At 62.7% G+C, this 22974-nt stretch carries 17 protein-coding genes; 6 read left to right on the plus strand and 11 right to left on the minus strand.

Translation table 11 applies throughout. The annotated features are described in order from the left end of the window. Positions 1-31: 31 nt before the first annotated feature. Positions 32-871 (minus strand): chorismate mutase, encoded by an 840-nt coding sequence (locus AA309_RS16060; protein ID WP_047190038.1) that lies wholly within the window; start codon positions 869-871, stop codon positions 32-34. Positions 872-1728: 857 nt separating this feature from the next. On the opposite strand from AA309_RS16060, the gene metX reads away from it, so the two are divergent. Both metX and metW read left to right on the plus strand, forming a co-directional pair. Next, complete coding sequence (gene metX / locus AA309_RS16065) at positions 1729-2898, plus strand: homoserine O-acetyltransferase MetX (protein ID WP_047190039.1); 1170 nt, start codon at positions 1729-1731, stop codon at positions 2896-2898. Then, positions 2895-3542, plus strand: a complete 648-nt coding sequence (gene metW, locus AA309_RS16070) for a methionine biosynthesis protein MetW (RefSeq protein WP_047190040.1) — start codon at positions 2895-2897, stop codon at positions 3540-3542. Before metX ends, metW begins: the two co-directional genes overlap by 4 nt. A gap of 168 nt (positions 3543-3710) precedes the next feature. Here the strand turns inward: metW and xerD are convergent, their stop codons facing one another. Together xerD and AA309_RS16080 are read right to left on the minus strand one after the other, a co-directional pair. Next, positions 3711-4643, minus strand: coding sequence for a site-specific tyrosine recombinase XerD (xerD, locus tag AA309_RS16075; RefSeq protein WP_047190041.1), 933 nt, complete (start codon positions 4641-4643; stop codon positions 3711-3713). Continuing rightward, positions 4640-4789 (minus strand): hypothetical protein, encoded by a 150-nt coding sequence (locus AA309_RS16080; protein ID WP_047190042.1) that lies wholly within the window; start codon positions 4787-4789, stop codon positions 4640-4642. The genes xerD and AA309_RS16080 overlap by 4 nt, the downstream gene beginning before the upstream one ends. 135 nt (positions 4790-4924) lie before the next feature. Between AA309_RS16080 and AA309_RS16085 the strand changes: the two genes are divergently transcribed. From AA309_RS16085 to AA309_RS16095, 3 genes are read left to right on the plus strand one after another with little or no spacing between them, the layout of a single operon-like run. Next, positions 4925-5554 carry a shikimate kinase gene (locus tag AA309_RS16085; RefSeq protein ID WP_047190043.1) on the plus strand — a complete coding sequence of 210 codons (630 nt, stop codon included), beginning with the start codon at positions 4925-4927 and terminating at the stop codon, positions 5552-5554. Further along, entirely contained in the window at positions 5551-6699 is a 1149-nt protein-coding gene (aroB, locus tag AA309_RS16090) for a 3-dehydroquinate synthase (protein WP_047190044.1), read from the plus strand. The genes AA309_RS16085 and aroB overlap by 4 nt, the downstream gene beginning before the upstream one ends. Further along, positions 6696-7997 (plus strand): HlyC/CorC family transporter, encoded by a 1302-nt coding sequence (locus AA309_RS16095; RefSeq protein WP_047190045.1) that lies wholly within the window; start codon positions 6696-6698, stop codon positions 7995-7997. Before aroB ends, AA309_RS16095 begins: the two co-directional genes overlap by 4 nt. A 3-nt stretch (positions 7998-8000) precedes the next feature. Here AA309_RS16095 and AA309_RS16100 read toward each other — a convergent pair whose 3' ends face one another. The 6 genes from AA309_RS16100 to AA309_RS16125 all read right to left on the minus strand — a co-directional run bounded on the left by AA309_RS16100 (position 8001) and on the right by AA309_RS16125 (position 16412). Further along, positions 8001-8873: an alpha/beta fold hydrolase gene (locus tag AA309_RS16100; protein ID WP_047190046.1), complete on the minus strand. Its 873-nt coding sequence runs from the start codon at positions 8871-8873 to the stop codon at positions 8001-8003. A gap of 12 nt (positions 8874-8885) precedes the next feature. Then, complete coding sequence (locus tag AA309_RS16105) at positions 8886-10688, minus strand: glucan ABC transporter ATP-binding protein/ permease (RefSeq protein WP_047190239.1); 1803 nt, start codon at positions 10686-10688, stop codon at positions 8886-8888. 108 nt (positions 10689-10796) lie between these two features. After that, positions 10797-12758 carry an ABC transporter ATP-binding protein/permease gene (locus AA309_RS16110; RefSeq protein ID WP_160310479.1) on the minus strand — a complete coding sequence of 654 codons (1962 nt, stop codon included), beginning with the start codon at positions 12756-12758 and terminating at the stop codon, positions 10797-10799. Between the two features lie 155 nt (positions 12759-12913). After that, positions 12914-13411, minus strand: a complete 498-nt coding sequence (locus AA309_RS16115; RefSeq protein ID WP_047190047.1) for a CAP domain-containing protein — start codon at positions 13409-13411, stop codon at positions 12914-12916. Then, positions 13408-15981, minus strand: coding sequence for a DUF3772 domain-containing protein (locus tag AA309_RS16120; RefSeq protein ID WP_047190048.1), 2574 nt, complete (start codon positions 15979-15981; stop codon positions 13408-13410). The genes AA309_RS16115 and AA309_RS16120 overlap by 4 nt, the downstream gene beginning before the upstream one ends. A gap of 140 nt (positions 15982-16121) precedes the next feature. Beyond that, a complete protein-coding gene (locus tag AA309_RS16125) occupies positions 16122-16412 on the minus strand; it encodes a hypothetical protein (RefSeq protein WP_047190049.1) in 291 nt (96 codons plus the stop codon). A 327-nt stretch (positions 16413-16739) separates the two neighbouring features. On the opposite strand from AA309_RS16125, the gene AA309_RS16130 reads away from it, so the two are divergent. Further along, on the plus strand, positions 16740-19490 hold the full coding sequence (locus AA309_RS16130; protein WP_047190050.1) for a glycoside hydrolase family 2 protein: 2751 nt from the start codon (positions 16740-16742) through the stop codon (positions 19488-19490). A 79-nt stretch (positions 19491-19569) separates the two neighbouring features. Here AA309_RS16130 and AA309_RS16135 read toward each other — a convergent pair whose 3' ends face one another. Both AA309_RS16135 and glf read right to left on the minus strand, forming a co-directional pair. Continuing rightward, complete coding sequence (locus tag AA309_RS16135; RefSeq protein WP_047190051.1) at positions 19570-21744, minus strand: family 1 glycosylhydrolase; 2175 nt, start codon at positions 21742-21744, stop codon at positions 19570-19572. Positions 21745-21818: 74 nt separating this feature from the next. Further along, positions 21819-22973 carry a UDP-galactopyranose mutase gene (glf, locus tag AA309_RS16140; RefSeq protein ID WP_047190052.1) on the minus strand — a complete coding sequence of 385 codons (1155 nt, stop codon included), beginning with the start codon at positions 22971-22973 and terminating at the stop codon, positions 21819-21821. Between the last annotated feature and the right edge of the window lies 1 nt (position 22974).

Below are 22974 nucleotides of genomic sequence, written 5' to 3' on the forward strand. Positions count from 1 at the left end.
GTCAGGGTCAGGCTCTAGCGCAGCTTTGCGATCATTTCACGTGGAAACGTTCGGCATGGCTGCCGACTTCCACCAGCTGGGCGAGGCTCGCGCCTGCTTCCGTCAACTCCCGATGGAGGCGGGAGGTCTCCACGATGCCGGGCACGGCAATGAGCTCGGAGAGGCCGTTGGCATCGGCGGCGCTTGCCACCACCTCGCCGCCGAGCCGCATCAGCGCCTCGTTCGCGCCCTTGTGCCAGCGCTCGAACTGGGCCGTATAGAGCACCACGTCGCGCACGGCGGCATCCGTGAGGGGCTTGGAGATCACGAAGACCGGAGTGCCCGCCGGGTGGTCCGGACGCTCGATGAAGGGCAGGCGCGCGATGATCTTCGGGCGGTCCCTCTCGGCGAGCGTGCGCCACCAGGCGCCGCTCGTCGCGCCCTGATCGAGGCGGAAGATGCCGAGATCGCCCTTGGAGTTCGCCACAGCCTCGATCACCGCAGCCGCGCTCGGATGGGTGACGTAGGGCACCGTGAAGCCGAAATGGAACCGGGCCGAGTCGCGCATGGGCGCATCGCCCCCCGACACGTCGGCATGGACCGAGTAGTTCGATTGCACATAGGTGAAGGTGCCGATGATCACCCGCCAGATGCTCTCGACCGTATCGAGCGGGAGCAGGCCCTGGTGGCGCTCGGCGAGCGAGCGCATCATCGCGGCCTCGCGGCCCGGACGGAAGGCGGAGCTCAGGCCCGTCTCGGAAGCCTTCTTGGACTCGATCAGCCGGTCGATGATGGTGCCGCGCTCCATGAGCAGCCGGTGCATCGCTTCATCGATCCGGTCGATCTCCTGGCGCAGCTCGGCAAGGGACGGAACGGGCTTCTCGGTGGACATGGCTTCAATCCTGGAACAGAGCGCTCTTCTTTGGCCGGTTTGGAGTCGCTTGTCATCACCCAATAGGCCGCGCCGGGGATGACACCTCTCGTAATGGCGGTCCCGGACGTGATCCGGGATCAGCCTTGGCCCGCTCAGCGTGTTCGCCCCATCCGGTCTACCCTCCGCGTCATGGCCGTCCCTGGACGTGATCCGGGGACAGCTCCGACCCTCCCGGTCTGTTCACATCGCCGATGAACCCTGCGCGTCATCCCCGTCTTGGACACGCGGCGCTCCCAAAGACGGAGATGCCCGGGACAAGCCCGGGCATGACGGCGGAGGGTGCTCCTAATCGCGGAGGATCGTTCCCACTTTGTTCTTGACAATGTTCCTAAGCTGGGCCATGGTCGGGCTGTCCTGACCTGCCGAGGGGCGCGCTCGCGAGGCGTCGTGACTGCGGGGTCGGGAGCGGTCTCGCGGGTGAGGGTACGCAGCCTCACCCGGCGGGAGGCCCAGGCTGCGGCGGGGGCTCACGGCTGGTCGCAGGCCGCCTGCTCTAAACGGGCAGTCTCCGCCTGCGGCAGTCGCTGAACTTCGGCCCGCCTGTCCGCCTAAAAGAACTGTGCGCGAGGGGCCGTCGGGTTCCTCTCACACTTCAGACCTCGAGCCGGACCGCTCCTCGCGCCTCCCTCGATCCCTCACCCTCGAAAGGCTCTCACGCCCCGAGGCCGCTTCCGCTCGCCCGCAGGCTCTTTGACATCTCACGCACCCGGGTCATCCCGACGGCCCGAATGCACCACGTCGGACTTCATGTTCGTTGACGGCTCGATCCGTCCGAAGTACCCGTTGTTCGGAAAATCGAACGCAGCTGCCAATCCATGACATCGTCCCCCCTCTCCCTGGAAGCGCGAAGCCAAGCCGACGACCCGTCGAGCCTGGTCATGCGCTTTGGCGCGGACGAGCCTTTGATCATGGATTCAGGCGTCGCCTTGGCCCCCTGGCAGATCGCCTACCAGACCTACGGCACCCTCAATGCCGGCAGGTCGAACGCGGTGCTGATCTGCCATGCGCTGACCGGCGACCAGCACGTGGCGAACGACAATCCCGTCACAGGCAAGCCCGGCTGGTGGCTGACCATGGTCGGCCCCGGCAAGCCGGTGGACACCAACCGTTTCTTCGTGATCTGCGCCAACGTGATCGGCGGCTGCATGGGCACCACGGGCCCGGCCTCGACCGATCCGGCGACCAGCCAGCCCTATGCCTTGAACTTTCCAGTGGTGACCATCCGCGACATGGTTCGGGCCCAGGCGGCCCTGATCGACAAGCTCGGCATTGAGACCCTGTTCTGCGTTCTCGGTGGCTCCATGGGCGGCATGCAGGTCCTGCAATGGGCGGCGAGCTATTCGCATCGGGTCTTTGCCGCGCTTCCGATCGCGACGGCCGCGCGCCATTCGGCCCAGAACATCGCCTTCCACGAGGTCGGCCGCCAGGCCGTGATGGCCGATCCGGACTGGCGCGGCGGGCGCTATCTGCTCGAGGGTACGCGCCCCTCGAAAGGTCTCGCCGTCGCCCGCATGGGCGCGCATATCACCTATCTGTCCGAGATGGCCTTGCACCGGAAGTTCGGCCGCAATTTCCAGGACCGCAGCGCGCCGACCTTCTCGTTCGACGCCGATTTCCAGATCGAGAGTTACCTGCGTTACCAGGGCATCTCTTTCGTCGAGCGTTTCGACGCCAACTCCTATCTCTATGTGACGCGTGCGATGGATTACTTCGATCTCGCAGCGGAGCACGGCGGCAGCTTGGCCAAAGTCTTCAAAGGCTCGGCCACCCGCTTCTGCGTGATCTCCTTCACCTCAGACTGGCTGTTCCCGACATCCGACTCGCGCGCCATCGTGCATGCGCTGAACGCCGCTGCAGCTTCCGTCGGTTTCGTCGAAGTGGAGAGCGACAAGGGTCATGACGCCTTCCTGCTCGACGAGCCCGCCATGTTCGCGGCAGCAAGCGGCTTCATCGATGCGGCGGCACGTGTGCGGGGGATCGCATGAGCCCATCGAGCCTCGCCCTTCCGGCGACGGACAACGTCACCGGCCACCGCCTCGATTTCCTGCTCGTCACCGACATGGTCGAGCCCGGCTCCCGCGTGCTCGATGTCGGCTGTGGCGATGGCGCCCTGCTGTCGCTCCTGCGCGAGCGCAAGAACGTCGACGGACGTGGCATCGAGATTTCCCGCGAGGGTGTGAATGCCTGCCTCGCCAAGGGTCTGCCCGTCATTCAGGGCGACGCGGATACGGACCTCGCCGATTACCCGGATGACGCCTTCGATTACGTGATCCTTTCGCAGACGATCCAGGCGACGCGCCAACCACGTGTCGTGCTGGAGCACCTGCTGCGCATCGGCCGGCGGGCGATCGTCTCGTTCCCCAACTTCGGACACTGGCGCGTGCGCGTGGATCTGGCCCTCAAAGGCCGGATGCCGGTGACGGAGAACCTGCCCTATTCCTGGTACGACACGCCGAACATCCATTTCTGCACCATCCGCGACTTCGTGGAGCTGTGCCGCGAGGTCGGCGCACAGATGGAAAAAGCCGTTGCGCTGAACGCGGGCGGCAGGCCCATGCAGGTGAGCCTGCCCTGGTGGGTGTGGAACCTGCTCGGCGATCAGGGCGTGTTTTTGTTGAAGCGGCGGTGAGATATCTCCGGCTCCGTCATGGCCTTACGCGCGTCATGGCCGGCCCTGTGCCGGCCATCCACGTCTTTAAGCCGGCGCTGTGTTTCCCAAGGCGTGGATCCCCGGGCCAAGCCCGGGGATGACGAGGATGGTTCGGGGACCGGCGGAGAGCGGGGATGACGAGGAGCATTATCCCTCCCCCGACGACAGCGGGTGCAGGTCGCGGACCATGCTCTTCAGGCGCTCGTCCAGAACGTGCGTGTAGATCTGCGTGGTCGAGATGTCGGAGTGACCCAAAAGCTCCTGCACCACGCGCAGGTCCGCACCGTTCTGGAGCAGATGGCTCGCGAAGGCATGGCGCAGCACGTGGGGGCTGATCTTGTCGGCCCGTAAGCCCGCTCCGGCGGCGACAGCCTTCAGGTCACGGGCGAAGGCCTGACGGGTGAGATACCCGCTCTCGCTGTCAGCCGGGAACAGCCAGGGACCGACCGCCTTCCCCTGCTCTTCGAGCAAAGCAAGATAGACGCGGGCCGCATCCCGCGCCGCGTCCGTGAGAGGGACAAGTCGCTCCTTCGCGCCCTTGCCCCGAACCATGAGGAAGCGGTCGCGGGTCTTGGCCGCACTCCGGGGAAGCGAGACCAGCTCGGAGACGCGAAGCCCTGTGGCGTAGAGAAGTTCCAGCAGACAAGCCATGCGGGCAGCCCGCAGGCGCTCGGCAGGGGGAGCCTCAGACCGGGCAACCCCCTCATGAGCGACTTGCAGCAGCCGGTCGACCTGATCGACCGAGAGAACCTTGGGCAGTGCCCTGCCCCGCTTCGGCGCGGAGACGGCCGCCGTGGGATCGGCGGGGGCATAGCCCTCTACGTAAAGAAATTTGTGGAACTGGCGGACCGCGGAGAGCCTGCGGGCGGCCGAGGTAGCCTTCAGGCCACGCTCTTCGAGACTGGCCATGAAGCCGCGGATGGTGGCAGCGGAGGCGTTGTCAGGTTCGACGCCAGCCTCGTTGAGAAAGCCAAGATAATCATCGAGATCGCGCCGATAGGCATCGAGCGTGTTCTTGGAGGCGCCGCGCTCTGCGGCGAGCATGTCCAGGAAAAGGCTGGCCTGGCGCGCGCCCTTCATGAGGACGAGGGCGTCCGCTGGGTGGGAACCGGCACCGTGATCTCGCGTGGATCAGGATTGACGAAGGTCGCCAGCGCGAACATGGCGGCGAAGCCCAGGCCCGCGAGAACGGCAATAACGAGGAGAAACCGGAACAATGTGGGCAAGGGAGCCTCTTTCAGCGTTCCTCCGCTAGAACCATGCAAAAGCCGCAAAGGCAAGACCAAACCTTGGGTTACATTCCACACGCCACACCATAAGCGCCCTATGCCGGAGCCGGAGCCCCGTGCTAGGACAGGGCCATGAACAATATCAGCCGCTTCAATCCGCTCGATGAAGCTGGCGGGCAGACTGAAAGTCGCCGGCGCGGCCATCCGATCAGCCGCCAGCTCGGCACGCGGTCGATCGTGCTCGTCGGGCTCATGGGCGCCGGAAAAAGCACGGTGGGTCGTAGATTAGCCCAGATGCTCAAACTGCCTTTCCGCGACGCCGATCATGAGATCGAGGCGGCCGCCGGCATGACGATCCCCGACATTTTCGCCATCCATGGGGAGGAGCATTTCCGGGACGGAGAGCGCCGGGTCATCGCGCGCCTCCTCCAGGAAGGTCCCATGGTGCTGGCCACAGGCGGCGGAGCCTTCATGAACGAGGAAACCCGCCGGAGCATCGCCGAGCACGGCATCTCGATCTGGCTGAAGGCCGACCTCGACGTGCTCATGCGCCGAGTCCGCAAGCGCGACTCGAGGCCCCTGCTGCGCAATCCCGATCCGGAAGGCACCATGCGCCGGCTCATGGAGATCCGCTACCCGGTCTATGCCCTGGCGGATCTCACCATCGATTCGCACGAGGCACCCCATGACCGCGTGGTGGCCGACATCATCAAGGCCCTAAGCGGCTGGTTCGAGAAGGAAAAGCAGGGGAGCGCCGAATGAGCATCGCAGCAGCTCAGGTCCAGAACACATCCGTGATCACGGTTCCGGTTCCCCTCGGCGACAGAGCCTATGACATCCTCGTTGGACGTGGTCTCATCGAGGTGGCCGGCCCCCGTATCGCGGCGCTAGGCGCGCGCGCCGCGGCGATTGTGACAGACGAGCATGTTGGCCCGCTCTACGCACAAGCCCTCAGCCAGTCCCTCCAAGCGAACGGCCTTCGCAGCTCAGTGATCACTCTGCCCCCAGGCGAGGCGACGAAGTCCTATACCAGCCTAGAGCGGGTCTGCGACGCCGTCCTGGAGGCCAAGATCGAGCGCGGCGATCTTGTCGTCGCCTTGGGCGGCGGCGTGATCGGCGATCTTGCCGGGTTCGTCGCGGCCATCGTGCGTCGCGGCGTGCGTTTCGTGCAGGTGCCGACCACCCTGCTCTCACAGGTGGATTCTTCCGTCGGCGGCAAGACCGGCATCAACTCCCGCCACGGCAAGAACCTTGTCGGCGCCTTCCATCAGCCGAGCCTCGTGCTCGCCGATACCGCGCTGCTCGATACGCTGCCTGTCCGGGAAATGCGCGCAGGCTATGCGGAGGTGGTGAAATACGGCCTCATCGACGATGCGCGTTTCTTCGCCTGGTGCGAGGCGAACTGGCATGGCATCTTCAACGGTGACCTTGAGCGCGATGAGGCTGTTGCGCAGAGCTGCCGCTCGAAAGCCGCCGTCGTGGTACGCGATGAGCACGAGACCGGTGACCGCGCGCTTCTCAATCTCGGCCATACCTTCGGCCACGCACTGGAGCGGATCACACGATACGATTCCGCGCGCCTCGTTCATGGCGAGGGTGTCGCCATTGGCCTCAACCTCGCCTTCCGTTTCTCCGCCGCGCTGGGGCTTTGCGCGATCTCGGACGCGGAGCGCATTGAGGCACACCTTGCGGTTGTTGGACTTCCCACGCGCCTCTCCCATGTACCGGGTGGGTGCGGCACGGTCGATGAACTGCTTGACGCCATGGCGCAGGACAAGAAGGTGAAGGGTGGATCGCTCACGTTCATTCTGGCGAAGGGCATCGGTCAGAGCTTCATCGCTCCCGGAATCGAGGCCGAGAAGGTCCGCGCCTTCCTGACAGGTGAAATCAACGCATCGCGATCATGATCGAGGAATCCTCTTCCGGCGATCTCTGGCTTGCAGCTCTGGTCGTCGTCATCTGCCTCTTGTGCTCGGCCTTCTTCTCAGCCGGCGAGACGGCCTTCACGGCCGCTTCGCGTGCCCGCATGCTCATGCTGGAAAAGGGCGGCGACAAGCGTGCCCAGCTGGTGAACCGGCTGCTCGAAATGCGGGAGCGCTTCATCGGCACTGTTCTGATCGGCAACAACATCGTCAATATCGGCGTTTCGGCCTTCGCCACCAGCGTGCTTGTCGCGATCTTCGGCGATGGCGGCGCGCTTTATGCCACCGCCATCATGTCGGTGCTGGTGATCGTGTTCGCGGAGGTTCTCCCTAAAACCATCGCCATCTCGTCGCCTGACAGCGTCACGCTCTTTCTCTCGCGGCCGATGTCCTGGATCGTGGCGTTGCTCGGTCCGCTTGCCATCACCATCGAACGCATCGTGCGCCTCATGCTGCGTCCCTTCGGCATCCGAATCGGCGAGAACACGCCGATCCTCTCGGCGTCCGAAGAAATCCGCGGTCAGGTGAATCTGCTGCACAAGGAAGGCGGTGTCGCGAAGGTGGAACGCGACATGCTGGGCGGCCTTCTCGATCTCGAGGATCTCACCGTCTCGGAAGTGATGGTCCACCGCACGAAGATGCGCACCATCAATGCGGATCTCTCATCGGAAGAGATCGTGCGTGAGGTGCTCTCCTCACCCTATACCCGCATGCCGCTCTGGCGCGGAAGCCAGGAGAACATTGTCGGCGTTCTCCATGCCAAGGACCTGCTGCGTGCGCTTGATGCAGTGGGCGGTGATGCGAGCAAGCTGAAGGTGGAGGCGATTGCGCTGGAGAGCTGGTTCGTGCCGGACACCACGTCTCTGCGCGATCAGCTCAAGGCCTTCCTCGCCAAGAAGACTCACTTCGCACTCGTCGTCGACGAGTACGGCGAGGTGATGGGCCTTGTGACCCTCGAGGACATCCTCGAGGAGATTGTTGGCGACATCAAGGACGAGCACGATCTCTCGGTGCAGGGCGTGCGGCCGCAACCCAACGGCTCGGTGAACGTGGACGGCTCCGTGCCGATCCGCGATCTCAACCGCGCCATGGACTGGAATCTGCCGGACGAGGAAGCTACCACCATCGCGGGCCTCGTCATCCATGAGGCTCAGACCATCCCCGATACGGGCCAGATCTTCACCTTTCACGGTTGCCGCTTCCAGGTGCTGCGCAAATCGCGCAACCGCATCACCGCGCTCAGGATCACGCCGCTTCAACCCGTGCGCGGCAGAGAGAGCTGACGCTCAGGCCTTCAGAAACGCAAGCAACGCCCTGTTGACGAGCTCGGGCTCCTCCAGGTGTACCCAATGCGTTGCCTTCTCGACCTTTTGTGCTTGGCCGTCGGCGCACAAGGCCAGACTCTCCTCACATAAGCCGAATTCCAGGAAACGGTCGCGCATACCCCAGATTGCAAGGACCGGCGGCCTCAGCTTGTCTGATGAGCGTTGAAGAGGCCCGAGAGGCAACGCGCGATACCAGTTCAGCATGCCTGTGAGCGCGCCGGGCTGCGACCAGGCTCTCTCGTATTCTGCCAGATCCTTTTCCGAGAACGTGCCTGTCCGGCTCGTGCGCAGGAGCGCACGCTTCAACGCACGGTGATCGTTGGCCGAGAAGAGAGCCTCGGGAAGATAGGGAACCTGAAAGAACCCGATATACGAGCTTCTCAGCATCTGGCTGGGATGACGGCGCATGTAAGCGCCCGCAATGGCTGGATGCGGCGCGTTGATGGCGATCAGCCGCTCGATTCGCTCCGGATATCGAGACGCTGCCCACCAGGCGACAAGGCCGCCCCAATCGTGACCGACGAGGGAATATCGGCCATATCCGAGCATCTCGCTTAAAGCGACGACATCCTTCGCCAGCGTGTCGAGATCGTAGGCCCTGCGGCCTTCCGGCTTGTCGCTGAGATTGTAGCCGCGTTGATCCGGCACAAGCACGTGAAGGCCGGCGCTCGCCAGCGGTTCGATTTGATAGCGCCAGCCCCACCAGAATTCCGGGAAGCCATGCAGGAGGAGGACGAGGGGCCCGTCCTTCGGCCCGGCCTCGATGCAATGGAATGTGATGCCGTTGGCCTGAAGGCGGATGCCGGTCGTGCGAGGGTCGATTGCCTGCGCCATGATCCGTCGAATTCAGGCCTGAGCGGCGACGGCTTCTCGCACGACCTGTAAGGTGGATTCGTCCGTCGCCATGAACTGCGCACGGGCGAGCTCGGCGAAGCGTCCGCCCTTTGCCACGAGTTCATCGAAGGTGCCGGATTCGATGATGCGGCCGTGATCGAAGACGAGAATGCGGTTGGCGTTGCGGATGGTAGCGAGGCGATGGGCAATCACAAAGGTCGTGCGACCTTTCATCACCTCATCGAGCGCCCGCTGCAGCTTCCGCTCGGTGGCGGCATCCAGTGCGCTCGTCGCCTCGTCCAGAATGAGGATCGGCGGGTTCTTCAACAGCGCACGCGCAATCGACAGGCGCTGGCGTTCGCCGCCGGAGAGCGAGCGCCCGCGCTCGCCGATCACCGTATCGAGCCCGTCCGCCTGACGGGAAATGAACTCGATCGCCTGGGCGCGCTCCAGCGCCTCGATCATTTCCGCATCCGTGGCATTGGGGCGACCGACCTGCAGGTTCTCGCGGATCGTGCGGGCAAAGAGCATCGGCTCTTGGAACACGACGCCGATATTGCGGCGAAGCGAAGCGAGAGTCACATCGCGGATGTCGTCACCATCGATGCGGATGCAGCCGGATTGCGGATCGAAGGCCCGGTGCAGCAATCCCAGTGTCGTCGACTTGCCGGAGCCCGTTGCGCCCACCAGCGCCACGTTCTCACCCGGATGGATCGCGAAGGTCACGTCCTGCACGGCGGCCCGCTTGCCGTCGTAGGAGAAGCTCACATTGTCGAACACGACTTCGCCCTTGAAGCGAGCAACCGTTTTGGCGTTGGCACGATCGTGCACGGCGGGTGTCGTGTCGAGAATCTCGAAGAATTCCTGCAACTTCGGTGCCTGCATGAAGAGCTGATTGATGAAACTTACAGCCTGCTCCAGACGTCCGATGAGCATCGTGGCCATGCTCATGAACATGACGATCTCGCCGATGGTCGCCAAGCCGTTGAGATGCAGCCATGTTCCGAGCAGGAAGATGGCGGTCACCGTGATGGTGGCCGAAGCCCGCGAGGCTACCGAGGCCAGCGCCCACCAGGACAGAACAGGGTTCTGCGCCTGCAGCAATTGATGGATGATCGTGCGCAGCGAGCGGCTCTCAGCCTCAATGCGTGTGAACGACTGGATGACCGGCACGTTGCCGAGGGCATCAGAGGCATGTTCGGCGAGGCTCGAGTGGTAGCGCTCGACGGACCCCTGCAGGGTTTCGGTCTTGCGCAGCACGATGGCGGTGAGCACCGAAAATACGCAGACGAGCACCACGAGGAGAATCCCCAGCCGCCAGTTCAGGAACACCGTGAGCGGCAGGAGAACCACAAGCGCGATGAGTGCAGACAGATGCTCCCGGAAGAAGCCGAGCCAGAGCCAGGACATGCCGCCCGAGCCTTCCAGCATCACCTTCAGAACACGGCCCGAATGGGTCGAGGTGTGAAAGGCGAGCGGCAGTTCGAGGACGTGCTCGAAGTAATTGGCGATGACGGCGAGGCGACGGCGATGGGCCAGCCTGTCCGCATGCAGCGCCACGAGGGCGCTTGCGCCAATGGAGAAGAGACCGAAGGCCACCCAGGCTGCAATCAGGGGCATCAGCACCGAGAAGGTGACCGGAGCCGAGCCCGGAATTTGCGCGCGAGTGAGAACGTCGATGATACGGCCGAACAGGATAGGCTCGGCAAAGGCCGAAATCGCCAGGGCGACGTTGGCCAGAGCCAAGAGGGCGCCAACCCTCAGGTCAGACCCGAGTTGGCCCAGAACCCGCACATATAGCCTGATCAGCCGCATGGGATCGACCTGCAACCGTGGCGAAGCTCATCAAAAGAACTCCGCTCCTGATAGAGAGTTTCGTAGTCCTGTTCGCTCAGAATGCCAAGGCTCGGGTCCATAGCCGCCTCACGCCTCACGCTGAGATTCGCCACGGGGATGAATATGGCCGTGTTTCCTGAAGCGTTTGTGGAGGCTACCGATCCACCTCCGCCTCGGGTGTGCCGCCCGCTGCAGCCGAGGCTTGGGCAGGAGGATAGCCCCCTCCTCCGTCTTACGGATGTGGAGGGTCCGCGTATGGAACTCCTCAAGGCCCGGACGGTGCCCAATGGACATGACGGTTGCACCTTTCAGTTCATCATCGAACAGGGACAGCATGGAGTCCTGGTTCTCCTCGTCGAGGGCGGAAGTGGCCTCGTCCATGAAGACCCAGCGGGGCTTGTGGAGCAGAACGCGGGCGAAGGCGACGCGCTGCTGCTGGCCGAGAGAGAGGGTCTTGTCCCAGCGCTCATGCTTGTCGAGCATGTCCAAAAATTCGCCTAGGCCGCAGCGCTCCAGGGCAGCACGGATATCCGCATCGCTGAAGGTATCGGGCGAAGCCGGATAGCTGAGCGCAGCCCTGAGCGTTCCGAGCGGCAGATAAGGACGCTGCGGCAGAAACATCATCTCGTTGCCGGGAGGAATGCGGATCCTGCCGGAACCCCAGGGCCAGATACCGGAGATCGCCCTGAAGAGCGTGCTCTTGCCGGCGCCGGATTCGCCCATGATCAGCACCCGCTCTCCGGGCTGAATTTCCGCCGTTGCATCTTCGATGAGAATGCTGCCGTCGCTCAATGCAATGGATACCCCCTCAAAGCTGAGCCAGCCGTTCGGGTGCGGCTGAATATCGATCTTGCCGTTCTCGGCCGTGACCTCTTCCAAGTCGATGGCCGCCTGGCGGAAGGTGGCGACGCGCAGCACCGCCGAGCGCCAATCGGCAATCTTCGGGAAATTATCGACGAAGTAGCGCAAAGCAGCCTGCACCTGATTGAAGGCACCGACCACCATCATCATGCCGCCAAAGGACAACCGCCCACTGAAGTACCCCGGCGCGGCGGCGATGATCGGAACCACGATCGCGACCCACCCATAGCCCGATGTGATCCAGGTAAGGCGGGCAAGAGCCCCCGAGAGGCGGCGTGTTGCCTTGAGGACCGCCTCCACGAATTCATCGAGGCTGCGCCGCTCGTCATTCTCGCCGTTGTACAGAGAAACGCTCTCCGCACTTTCATTCACGCGCACGAGCGCAAAACGTAAGTCGGCTTCACGCGCATAACGGAACGTGTTGAGGCGGATCAAGGGACGCCCCACGAGCCAGGTGAGTCCAGAGCCGATGCCTGCATAGCCGATCGCAACCCACACCATGTAACCAGGGATCGAGATCTCGTTGCCGCCGATGACGAAGGTTGTCGTGCCAGAGAGCGTCCACAAGACGCCGATGAAGCTGACGAGCAGGAGAAAGGCCTGAAGCATCCCAACGCCAAGCTCCGTCGACAGCTCGGAGAACAGGCGACAATCCTCCTGCAGGCGCTGATCGGGCTGGCCGCTCGCTTCTCCCATGAAACCGAGCTGATAGGCACGGTTGGGCTTGAGCCAGAGATCGAGCAGAACCTGGGTGAGGCGCTGCCTTAAGCGGATCTTGAGCCGCTCCTGAAGCCAAGTCTGCCCCACAACCAGCGCAAGCAACGCGGCGACGATGACAAGAAAAACAATGAGTTGGTTGAAGAAGGCGGATGCATCGCGCTTCTCCACTGCATCGAAGAAGGCGCCGTTCCATTGGTTCAGGCGCACCTGTCCGATCATGTTGCCGATCAGAACGACCACAATGGCGATGGCAAGCCGCAGCATCGGCCAGCCCTTTCGGTTCCGGAACATGTCACGAAACAACAGAAACAGTTCTCGTCCAATGCTGGGACGATGCTCTTGCGCAGGTTCTGGGCCCTGATGCAGCTCCGGCCGATGAGCGGCAGCGTGATCCGCCTCCTTCGCCAGAGTCTTCTCCTGACCGGGACCGACCTCCTGATCGCTCCCTGTCGCGGGAGGCGGGGGCATTTGTTTGCCCAATTTGGGATCGAAGTCCGGCATGGTCCCTAAAAGCGTACTCTTTCCGGGCCGACATTGGCGCTGAAAGCTAAAGAGCTACGCTTCCGTTTAAGTTCCGGACTGCGACAGAACGGCTAAGTCTTGCAATCAGGCGAAATCTTGGATCAGCGCCTGTCCGCTGCGACGACCAGCACCCAATAGACCTTGTACTTGGAATTGGGCGTATAGGCCGTGGCAATGCCGATCCGTGTTGCCTTTGAGTCGAGCAACACACGATTGTGCTGAGGGCTTTCCCGCCAACCGGAAAAAGCTTCGGCGAGCGTATGGTAGCCTGCAGAGAGATTGGCAGCCGGCGCGACGTAGCCTGCCGAGGACAGGCGGCTCTTGAGCGCATCGGCGGAACTCGGCCTGTCGGCAGCCGCCATCGCGTCTGCCTCCGCCTGCGCAGCCGCCTGCAGTTCGGGATCGAGGATGAGCGGACCCAGACCATTGTTGCGGCGATAGGCGCCGATCATGTTCCGCGCCATGGCTGCATCTACGGCAGCGCCTGGATTGGCCATCGAGGCATAGAAGCTCGGCGTCTGCGAACGGGCTTGGCGCTGATCGGACTGGCATCCCGCCAGGACGAACGCGGCAAGGCTTAAACAGATAAGGCTTTTCATGCCCGTGACTTATCCTTGAGAAGAGTTAAGGTTTCATCCTCATCCCCGGTCTTTTTGGACTCGTCTGCCTTGGCCTCCTCGGCTTCCTCGGGCTCAGGCGTGCTCGGTGTGGGCACGCCAATGCCCGCCTTCCGAAGCCCCCGGAAAATATCGAAATAGATATCGCTCGACACGCGGGCCGCCGCATCAATGTCGTCCACGAAGCAGACGAGATCGAAGTCGATCGTGTTCTCCGTCACCTTCTTGAAGAGCACGCGCGGATTGGGTTCGCTCATCACCTCGCGATGCGCCAGCGCTGCGCGGCGCATGATGTCCGCCATCAAATCAGGATCGGTTGCGCGCGGCACGGGAACCGAAACGAGCACGCGCCCGACGCGGTCGTTGCGCACGCGATTGCGCACAACGCCCGAAATCAGGTTTGAATTCGGCACGATCAGCGTTGAGCGATCGAAGGTCTGGATCTCGGTGGAGCGCACATTGATCCGGCGCACATAGCCCTCGCCATCGCCCACGACCACGAGATCGCCCACACGGATCGGGCGCTCCCAGAGGAGGATCAGGCCTGAGATGAAGTTGTTGACGATTGATTGCAGACCGAAACCGATACCCACCGACAGGGCACCGGCGACGATAGTCAGCCGCTCCAGGCTCAGACCCAGATAGGTGAAGGCAACGACGCCCGCCGTGATGACGCCTACATAGCCCGCCGCCGTGCGGATCGAGTTGCGCAAGCCTGCATCGAGGTCGGTGGCCGGCAGGAAGGTGTTGTCGAGCCAACGCTGAATGATGCGCGTGATCGTGAAACCCGCCGCGAAAAGCAGCGCCGCGATCAGGATCGATGACAAGGAGATCGTGACATCGCCGACACTGAAGCCGAAGAACAGGGCCCGCAGCGAACTCATGACATCCGTGGATTCGATGCCCCAGGGCAACAGGACCAACAGGATGGCAATGACGATAAGCGCGAGCCGCGCGATGCCGCTCGCCAGCACGCCGATCTGCTCCAGGGAGCGACGGCGGATACCCGTATTGGCCTGCAATGTCGTGGCAAGCCTGCTCTGTCCACGCAGCGACCCGCCGATGAACTCATCGGCCAACGCAATGCCGAGGATCAGCATGGCGATGATGGTTGAGATCGAGACCGCCTGCTCGACGACGAAGGAAGCAAGAGCCGTGTAGCCGCCCAGCACGCTGCCGAGGACAAGAGTCACGACGAACCAGCCGAGGCTTCGCACCGGACCGCCGATATCGACCTCTTGTGGAACGTAAGGACCTAGGCAGGCTTCATCCTGACTCTCTCGCGTCGCAAACCGGCGCAGCAATTCCGCGAAGAGAAGCGCCACGGCCAGCGCGAAAACCGCCCTGGTGATCACCGTGATCGGCAGGGCCGCGGCGATGGCCTTGTTGAAGGCTTCGATCACCTTGCCGACGACCATGACGGTGGCGAGCGTGACGGAGAAGCGCATGATGCGCGCAGCGGAAGCGTCCCGGATAGGGATGAGGCGCCACGACGGGTGATCCGGCGCAAGAATCGCATCGATGAGCGCACGCACGAAGGCAATGAAGGCCAAGCCGCCGAGCAGCGATCTCACGACCTGCTCCAGACGCGGCGGGACGACGTCCGCGGAGTCGAAGGCCACCCAGACGATCCAGCTTCCGGCAATGGCGGGACCCGCGCCCAGCACGAGAACGCCGACGGCAGCCATCAAGCGGCTCCGACGTGGAGGATCCGTGACCGCCGGATCACGGCGGACGAGACGCGGGGCGATCGAACGACGGCCGATATAAAGCGCGACGGCAGCGCCGATGGCCAGTCCAAGGAAGAAAAGGACGCCAAGGGTCGCGTTGCGCCGCAATTGGTCGAGGGCGTCGGACAGCACGATCCGCTGGGCTTTCAGCTCCCGCGGGATCGCCTGAATCACGTTCATCCAGAGGTTGGGGCTGAGGAGACCATCGCTCTGCTCGAAGAGCGCGCGCGCGAAACCGGCCCGGCGCAAGTCGCCGATCTGTGCGCTCAGTTGCTCGGCCTGCACCAGAAGCGCGCGCCCGAGACGCTGGGTTTCATCGAGCTCCGCAACGGCAGCCTCGCGGTCGGCACGATCCTTGGCGACATCGGCGCTTTCCTCGGGCTGGCCGTTGGCGGGCTTCGGTCCGAGCTGGGAGAGACGCTGGCGGCTTGCCTCCAGCCTCGGCGCCTGCTCGTCGATGACAGTGCGGATGTCGGAGATGATCGGTTCGATCTGCTGGCGCAGGTTCTGCAGCTCCGCATCGGACAGCACACGCCCCTGGAGCGCCAGCTCCTTCTGGTCGAGATCCGCCTTGAAGCCATCGAGCTTGGCACGGGCCGCTTTCGTTTCAGCCGAGACGTTTGCTGCGGGCGCATCGGAGGCGGCGGCCGGAGGCGGCGCCGATTGCTGAGGCGCGGGGGCCTGAGGTGCGGCAGGGGCTTGAGCCTGGGGTTGGGCCCGGGGTGGCGTTTGCGCCTGCTGGGCTAGAGCCAAGCCTCCCGAGGTCAGGCCGCACGCAATGATCGCGGCAGAAAAGAGCCGCTTCAGTCCAATCCCTGTCATTCAGTCCGCCTTATCGCATTCCCTTGGGAGCCGGTTCTTTGCGAATCAATAAGGCGAAAACTCGCCGCCGGGCAGCCGAAGCGCAACAAAAAAGCCTGGGCGGCTGGGTGCCCCCAGGCTTTCTCGAAGAATTTTGTCTTTTACCGCTGCGCCGGTTCGTTGGCCGAGGGCTTGGCCTCCGGCACGGGATAAGCCGGGTTCGCGGGCGTGATCCGGTTCGTGGGATTGGCATCGGAGGAACCGGTGGTCGAACCGGTTGTGGCCGAACGAGCGGCGTCCGTACCGGGATCATCAGGAGATTGCGAGCCTGCCCAGATCAAGTAGCCGCCCACGGCGATGACGAGCAGCAGGAGCGAACCGAGCAACACGCCCAGAACCGGGCGGCCGGAGGCACCCTGGCGGGCGCGATCGTCGGGAATTTGTTGAGCCATCTCAAGCCTCTTTGGAAAGCATGGGTTTCAGGGCGAGCAGCAAGGCTCGGCGTTATCAGGGCAACGCCAGATACGAGGGGCGGTTCCTGCCAAGCATCCGCACGTCGCCAGCAAGCATTCAGAGACCCTCCCCTGGATCCAATGCAGCGTTTCGCCGTTGTTCGAGACGGGCCACTAACCAGTGTCAGAGACGAGGGGTCGATGGTTTGGGCAGGCTTTGGAAGCATCGATTGTCGCACCCCCCGGCATGGCTTTCGTCTCCCGGCCCGAAGCCATTTTTTCGCCGTCTTGGGCGCCCTTGGGTAATCTCTGATTCAAGGAGAAATCATGCAGGACAATCGCATCAGTCTGGACGGGACTTGGGAATTTTTGCACGTGGCCGATGATCGCCTGTCCGGCCCGGCGGAGGTTCGCCAGATCGTGGTGCCAAGTCCCTGGCAGGCCCAGTTCTCGGACCTGCGCATGCGGGCGGGGATCGGCATCTATCGCAGGACGATCGAAATCGAGGAAACGTGGCTGCACGACAGCATCTGGATCCGGTTCGGCGCCGTCTTCCACAACACGAAGGTCTTCATCAACGGTGAGGCGGTGGGCCACAATGAGGGCGGCTTCCTGCCCTTCTCGTTCGATGTGACTCCTCACCTCAAGCCGGGATCGAACGAGATCAAGGTGCGTGTGGACTCGCCCACCGACAACCCGGCCGAGTTCCCGGATTCGCCCTTTGCCGAAATCCCGTTCGGCAAGCAGAGCTGGTATGGCCCGCTCTCCGGCATCTGGCAGTCGGTCTATCTCGAACGTCGCATTCCCGATCACATGAACCGCGTGCGCCTCGTACCGAATTTGGCGACAGGTGTCGTGACGTCGGGCGTGTTCTTCGCGCGCCCCCTCACGAACGCCACGCAGATCCGCATCGAGGTGACGGATCCGTCAGGTCAGGTCGCGGTCGATGAGATGCATGAGACGCAAGTCGGCGTCACCAGCATGCCGTTCGAGCTGACGGTGCCGGATGTGCAGCCATGGTCGCCTGATCATCCGAACCTCTATCGCGTCCGCTTGCAGCTCATTCGCGGTGGCGAGGTGAAGGACGAAATCGCCGACAATTTCGGTTTCCGCACCATCGAGACGCGCAACGGCAAGTTCTATCTCAACGGCAAGCCGCTCTATCTGCGCGCCGCGCTCGACCAGGATTACTACCCGGACACGATCTGCACCGTTCCGTCGGTGGAATTCCTGGAGGATCAGTTCCGGAAGGCGAAAGAACTCGGACTCAACTGCCTGCGCTGCCACATCAAGGCAGCGGATCCGCGCTACTACGAAACCGCAGACCGCATGGGCATGCTGATCTGGACGGAGCTTCCCAACGGCGGCATGGCCACCGACCGTTCGCGCGGACGCAAGGAAAAGCTCCTGAAAGGCATCGTCGACCGCGACTGCAACCATCCGTCCATCATCATCTGGACGATCATCAACGAAAACTGGGGCGTCGACCTCGTCAACGATGCGGATCACCGCGACTGGCTCAAGCGCACCTTCGCGTGGCTCAAAGCCTATGACCCGACACGCCTCGTCGTCGACAACTCGCCGCTCGCCCCGAGCTTCCACGTGGAGTCCGACATCGCGGATTATCACTTCTATGCTGCGTATCCCGACCACCGCGCACAATGGGATCAGTTCGTTGATGAACTCTCGAACCGCGCCTCTTGGCTTTATTCGCCCCATGGCGATGCGGTGATTACCGGACGCGAGCCGCTCATGTGCTCCGAGTTCGGTAACTGGGGCCTGCCCTATCCGAAGGATTTGCGTGATGCCAAGGGCGAGGAACCCTGGTGGTTCGAAACCGGTCACGACTGGGGCGAGGGCGTGATGTATGCCCACGGTGTCGAGAATCGCTTCTCGGACTGGAGCCTGGATCGCGTATTCGGCGATCTGCGTCGTTTCGTGATCGCCGCGCAATGGCAGCAGTTCCGCGCCTTCAAGTATGAGATCGAGGCCATGCGCCGGAAGCCCAACCTGGCTGGCTACGTGATCACCGAACTGCACGATTGCCACTGGGAATCGAACGGCCTTCTCGACATGCGCCGCAATACTCGCGTGTTCCACGAGCTGTTCCACATCTTCAACACGGATACGGTGATCGTGCCGAAATGGGAGCGCGCCTCCTATTGGTCCGGCGAGGCGGTCGCTTTGGAACTTGCGGTCGCGCATGGCGCGGGTCCGGCTCTGGAGGATTGCAAACTCGAGATCGGCATCTGCAACGAGATGCAGCAGGTCGACTTGCCGCGCATCGAAGCGCCGGATGTGCTCGATCTTGGCCGCATCGAGATCCAGCTGCCGGAGATGGACGAGGCATCTTTGCGGCGTATCAGCTTTACGCTACGCGCATCCGATGGTCGCCTCATCGCGCAGAACCACCATGACATCTCCATTCACCCGAAGCGCACAAGGCCTATGCATGTGCGGGAGCTGGTGTGGTCGCCGGATGAGGACATCCGCGAGCGCTTCCGCGCTCTCGGCTACACCATGGCGCGCGCCTTCGAGGAATCGACGCTGATCGTTTCCCGCACGCACAACAAGGCGATTACCGATCATGTGCGTGCCGGCGCCAAGCTCCTGCTGCTGCCGGAAGAGGACATGACTCTCTATCCGTTCTTCCCGCACTGGCAGGCGGTGAGGGTGCAGTCGCGGCACGGCACCCTGTGGTCGGGCGACTGGGCCTCCTCCTTCGGCTGGCTGCGCCGCTCGGGCCATTTCGCCCGCTTCCCGTCGGGCCCGCTGCTCGACGAGACCATGGACCGCGTGCTGCCCGATTTCGTGATCTCAGGCTGCAACCTGCTCGATTTCCAGGCCCGCGTCTTCGCCGGTCTCGTGGTCGGCTGGATCCACAAGCCGGTCGCGCTGGGCGTCGAGCGCTCCTATGGACGCGGCCGCCTTGTCGCCTCGACGCTCCGCCTGTTCCGAGATGCGCCGCTTGCCGATCCCACTGCAACGATGCTGACGGATGCCCTGGTGGAGCTGGCGGTCGAGTCCCGTGCTGCCCGTCTCGAAGAAGCCGTGCGCGCGGCGGAAGCCGCTGCCTGATCGACCTAGACAATCCGAAACAGAGACGGCGCGGATCTCTCCGCGCCGTTCTCATATGCGTCTTGGAAGATTGCTGCTGCTATTCGGCGGCCACTTTCAGGTTCTCCTCCGACCACTCCACCTCGCTATCGATGAAGAAGCGATCAAGCGCGCTTTCAAGCCGAGGCATGAGGATGCCGCGCTCAGTCGATAGCGCCGTCTTGAGAACCGGCAGATCGCCTGCCTCTGTCACGAGGCTCGGATCGAAGCCTGCCCTCTCGGCTGCGTGCGCCGCCAGGTCGCGCCAGGAGATCTCACCGATATTGGCCATGTGCCAGATCCCTGTTCCGCCGTCGATCAGCAGATCGAGGGACGTGTTCACGAGGTCGGGTACGTATGTCGGCGACACGACATCGACGCTGGCCTCGATGCCCTCCCCCTTGCTCAAGGTATTGAGGATCGACCAGACGAAATTGTAACGATCCCATGGACCAAAGAAGGCGCTCGTGCGAATGATGAGGGCTTTGTCGTGCGTGGCCAGAACCCGCCGCTCGGCTTCCGCCTTGCTCGCGCCATAGACCGTGGTGGGATTGACCTCGTCACTCTCGACATAAGGTCTGTCGAGCGTTCCATCGAAGACGAGATCGGATGAGAAGGTCACGAGCGGGATGCCAAGATCCGCGCAAGCCTTCGCCAGGATCTCAGCCCCCACAGCATTCTCACGGAAGCAGGCTGCGGCATCGTCTTCAGCCTCCGACACGCGCACATAACCCGCGGTGTTGATGACGGCCCAAGGCCTGTGGCAGGCAAGAGCCTTCTTCACGCTCTTTGCATCTGCAATATCCATGTCGTTGCGCGATAGCAGCACATGGTTGAGGCCGCGGAACTCGGCAAGCCGCGAAAAGGCACGCCCCAGAGTTCCGGTCGCGCCCGTAATCAGAAGCTGGCGCGGCTCGTCAGCCAGCCAGCAGGAGCGAGACTGCTTAGGGGGACGCTTGTAGAAGCGAATGTCGCGCTTCCACCATCCCGCACGGTCGAGAACGGGATGATCATAGCTGCCGGCCTTCGCCAGCGCCTCGGCGGCATGGGCCAGAGCCGTACGCCGGGGTTCGGGAGCCCGCACATCGAAGGGGCCAGCCTCATAGAAACCGTTGCGTCGCGTGAGAAGGCTGTTCCAGTCCACCGCGCCGAAGAGCGACCAGACGGTCACGGCGCGAATGTCAGCACCTTCGTCCCGCAAGGAGTTGACGTCGTTCCACACCTCGACGAGCCAGCGCAGTTGATCGTCGCGCGAGCTGCCATGGTGGGCTTCCGTCACCGCGATGGGGCGCTTGTAGCGCTCCCATACCTCGCGCAACCGGGCTGCCGGGCCGAGATCTTCAGACGGCAACGGCATACGCACCGCTTCCGCATCCGCATATTGGTGGCGCCCATTGCCTCCCCAATGGTGCTCAGGGTAGCGCTTCATGTTCTCGTCAAGGTAGCGCTCGCTCGTAAGGTAGTGATTGATGCCAATGATGTCGGGCGCAGCATCGCCTTCGAGGAGGAGTTCGAGATCAGCTTCGCTGACGCCATGCTCGATGAAGATCGGCCACCAGGGGTGATCCCGATCCACCATGCCGCACAGGAGATCGAAGCTCAGGAAACGGCGCTGGTTCTCATGCTCGGCCTGATAGGCCAGCAAGGGAGTCGAGAAGGTCTTGCCCATGTCGTCCGTCTGCACAAGCTGTGCATCCGGCCGAACCTTGCGAATGGCACGCATGGACAGAACAGTGGCCTTGCATTCGTTCACGAGGATCCTGAGGAAAGCCTCATAACTCGTACCGTGCGGATACCAGTGGCCATAGAGCCCGGAGAAGCGCGCCGTGGTGAGCGGCTCGTTGACGGGTGTGTAGAGATCAAGATGCGGGTAGCGCTCGGCCACATTGGCAGCATGACGCGCCAGAAGCTCCGGCCAAACGGGATCGAGCATATGCGTGTAGCTCGGGCCGCTGCCATGATGGCACAGACCCGCGATAGCGCGGATCCCGAGCTTCTGAAGCCGGTCCAGTCGCTCGTCGTGCCACGTGAAATCCGTGCGGTCCGGGCTCTCGGGAGAGATCGTCTCCCAGAGAACCGGGTGTCGCAGCGTGCGGATTCCAAGTTCAGCAATACGATCGAGATCCTCGATGCGATTGGTGTACCCAGTCTCCAGGCCTTGGTCGCGGTAATCGTCGCCAACACGCGCAACGGTACATTCGATTCCGCCCCAAAGCTCCAGGGATCGCTTCATCATTCAGCTCCGAGCTAACTTTTTACCGAACGTTCAAAAACTATGCTCAGAGCAATTTGTTCGATGAATCATATCCGTCATGACATCATTGCAGCCGATGACGGCATGGCCTTGACGCTCGACGTATCCGCACCAACCGGGAGAGCTTCGTTGATGCGCCGGAAGGTGGCGAGCGCTTGGCCGACGATCTGGTCCATGTTGTAGTAGCGATAGGTCGCCAAGCGGCCGACGAACCATACATCGGGAGTTGCCAAAGCCAAGCGCTCATACTTCTTGAAGAGTTCCTGGTTCTCAGGCTTCGGAATCGGATAGTAGGGGTCGCCTTCAGCAGACGGATACTCGTAGGTCAGAGCAGTCTTTGCATGCTCCTGGCCCGTGAGATGTTTGTATTCCGTCACGCGGGTGTAATCGTGCGTCTGTGGATAGTTCACCACGCCCACGGACTGATGCCACAGCTTGTTAAGGGTGACATGTTCGAAACGGAGCGAACGATAGGGCAGCTTCCCGAACTGGTAATTGAAATACTCGTCGATGGGACCGGTATAGATGACGCGGCGATGCGGCACGATGTGCCTGATGTCTTCATAATCCGTCTGCGTCATGATGTGGATGTTCGGGTTGCTCACCATCTTCTCGAACATCCGAGTGTAGCCGTGTTTCGGCATGAACTGGAATTCGTCCGTGAAGTAGCGGTCATCCCGGTTCGTGCGGGTCGGCACGCGCGAGGTCACCGACTTGTCGAGTTCCGACGGGTCGAGGCCCCATTGCTTGCGGGTATAGCCGCGGAAGAACTTCTCGTAGAGTTCGCGCCCCACTGTCGAGACCACCACATCCTCTGACGTCCTGATTTCACCGATCTTCTCGGCGCGTTCGGCGAACCAATCCTGCAGCTGCTCGGAGGTGAGATTGAGACCATAGAGCTTGTTGACGGTGTCGAGATTGATCGGAATCGGCACCTGCATGCCGTCCACTTCGGCCAACACCCGGTGCTCGTAGAAACGCCACTCGGTGAAGCGCGAAAGATAGTCGAAGATCTGCTTCGAATTGGTGTGGAAGATGTGAGGGCCGTACTGGTGGATCAGGAGCCCATTGTCATCGTAACGATCATAAGCATTTCCGCCAATATGGTTGCGGCGGTCGATGAGAAGGGCGCGTTCATTTCGCTCGGTTGCAAGACGCTCGGCCAGAACACTACCGGCAAAACCGGCGCCGACAATAAGCCAATCATACATT

The sequence above is a fragment of the Microvirga vignae genome (assembly GCF_001017175.1).
Taxonomy (GTDB): Bacteria; Pseudomonadota; Alphaproteobacteria; order Rhizobiales; family Beijerinckiaceae; genus Microvirga; species Microvirga vignae.

What these genes read in the sequence shown, in the direction of transcription:
- AA309_RS16060 (WP_047190038.1), bottom strand. Translation starts at nt 871, where the DNA reads ATGTCCACCGAGAAGCCCGTTCCGTCCCTTGCCGAGCTGCGCCAGGAG.
- metX (WP_047190039.1), top strand. Translation starts at nt 1,729, where the DNA reads ATGACATCGTCCCCCCTCTCCCTGGAAGCGCGAAGCCAAGCCGACGAC.
- metW (WP_047190040.1), top strand. Translation starts at nt 2,895, where the DNA reads ATGAGCCCATCGAGCCTCGCCCTTCCGGCGACGGACAACGTCACCGGC.
- xerD (WP_047190041.1), bottom strand. Translation starts at nt 4,643, where the DNA reads ATGAAGGGCGCGCGCCAGGCCAGCCTTTTCCTGGACATGCTCGCCGCA.
- AA309_RS16085 (WP_047190043.1), top strand. Translation starts at nt 4,925, where the DNA reads ATGAACAATATCAGCCGCTTCAATCCGCTCGATGAAGCTGGCGGGCAG.
- aroB (WP_047190044.1), top strand. Translation starts at nt 5,551, where the DNA reads ATGAGCATCGCAGCAGCTCAGGTCCAGAACACATCCGTGATCACGGTT.
- AA309_RS16095 (WP_047190045.1), top strand. Translation starts at nt 6,696, where the DNA reads ATGATCGAGGAATCCTCTTCCGGCGATCTCTGGCTTGCAGCTCTGGTC.
- AA309_RS16100 (WP_047190046.1), bottom strand. Translation starts at nt 8,873, where the DNA reads ATGGCGCAGGCAATCGACCCTCGCACGACCGGCATCCGCCTTCAGGCC.
- AA309_RS16105 (WP_047190239.1), bottom strand. Translation starts at nt 10,688, where the DNA reads ATGCGGCTGATCAGGCTATATGTGCGGGTTCTGGGCCAACTCGGGTCT.
- AA309_RS16110 (WP_160310479.1), bottom strand. Translation starts at nt 12,758, where the DNA reads ATGCCCCCGCCTCCCGCGACAGGGAGCGATCAGGAGGTCGGTCCCGGT.
- AA309_RS16115 (WP_047190047.1), bottom strand. Translation starts at nt 13,411, where the DNA reads ATGAAAAGCCTTATCTGTTTAAGCCTTGCCGCGTTCGTCCTGGCGGGA.
- AA309_RS16120 (WP_047190048.1), bottom strand. Translation starts at nt 15,981, where the DNA reads ATGACAGGGATTGGACTGAAGCGGCTCTTTTCTGCCGCGATCATTGCG.
- AA309_RS16125 (WP_047190049.1), bottom strand. Translation starts at nt 16,412, where the DNA reads ATGGCTCAACAAATTCCCGACGATCGCGCCCGCCAGGGTGCCTCCGGC.
- AA309_RS16130 (WP_047190050.1), top strand. Translation starts at nt 16,740, where the DNA reads ATGCAGGACAATCGCATCAGTCTGGACGGGACTTGGGAATTTTTGCAC.
- AA309_RS16135 (WP_047190051.1), bottom strand. Translation starts at nt 21,744, where the DNA reads ATGATGAAGCGATCCCTGGAGCTTTGGGGCGGAATCGAATGTACCGTT.
- glf (WP_047190052.1), bottom strand. Translation starts at nt 22,973, where the DNA reads ATGTATGATTGGCTTATTGTCGGCGCCGGTTTTGCCGGTAGTGTTCTG.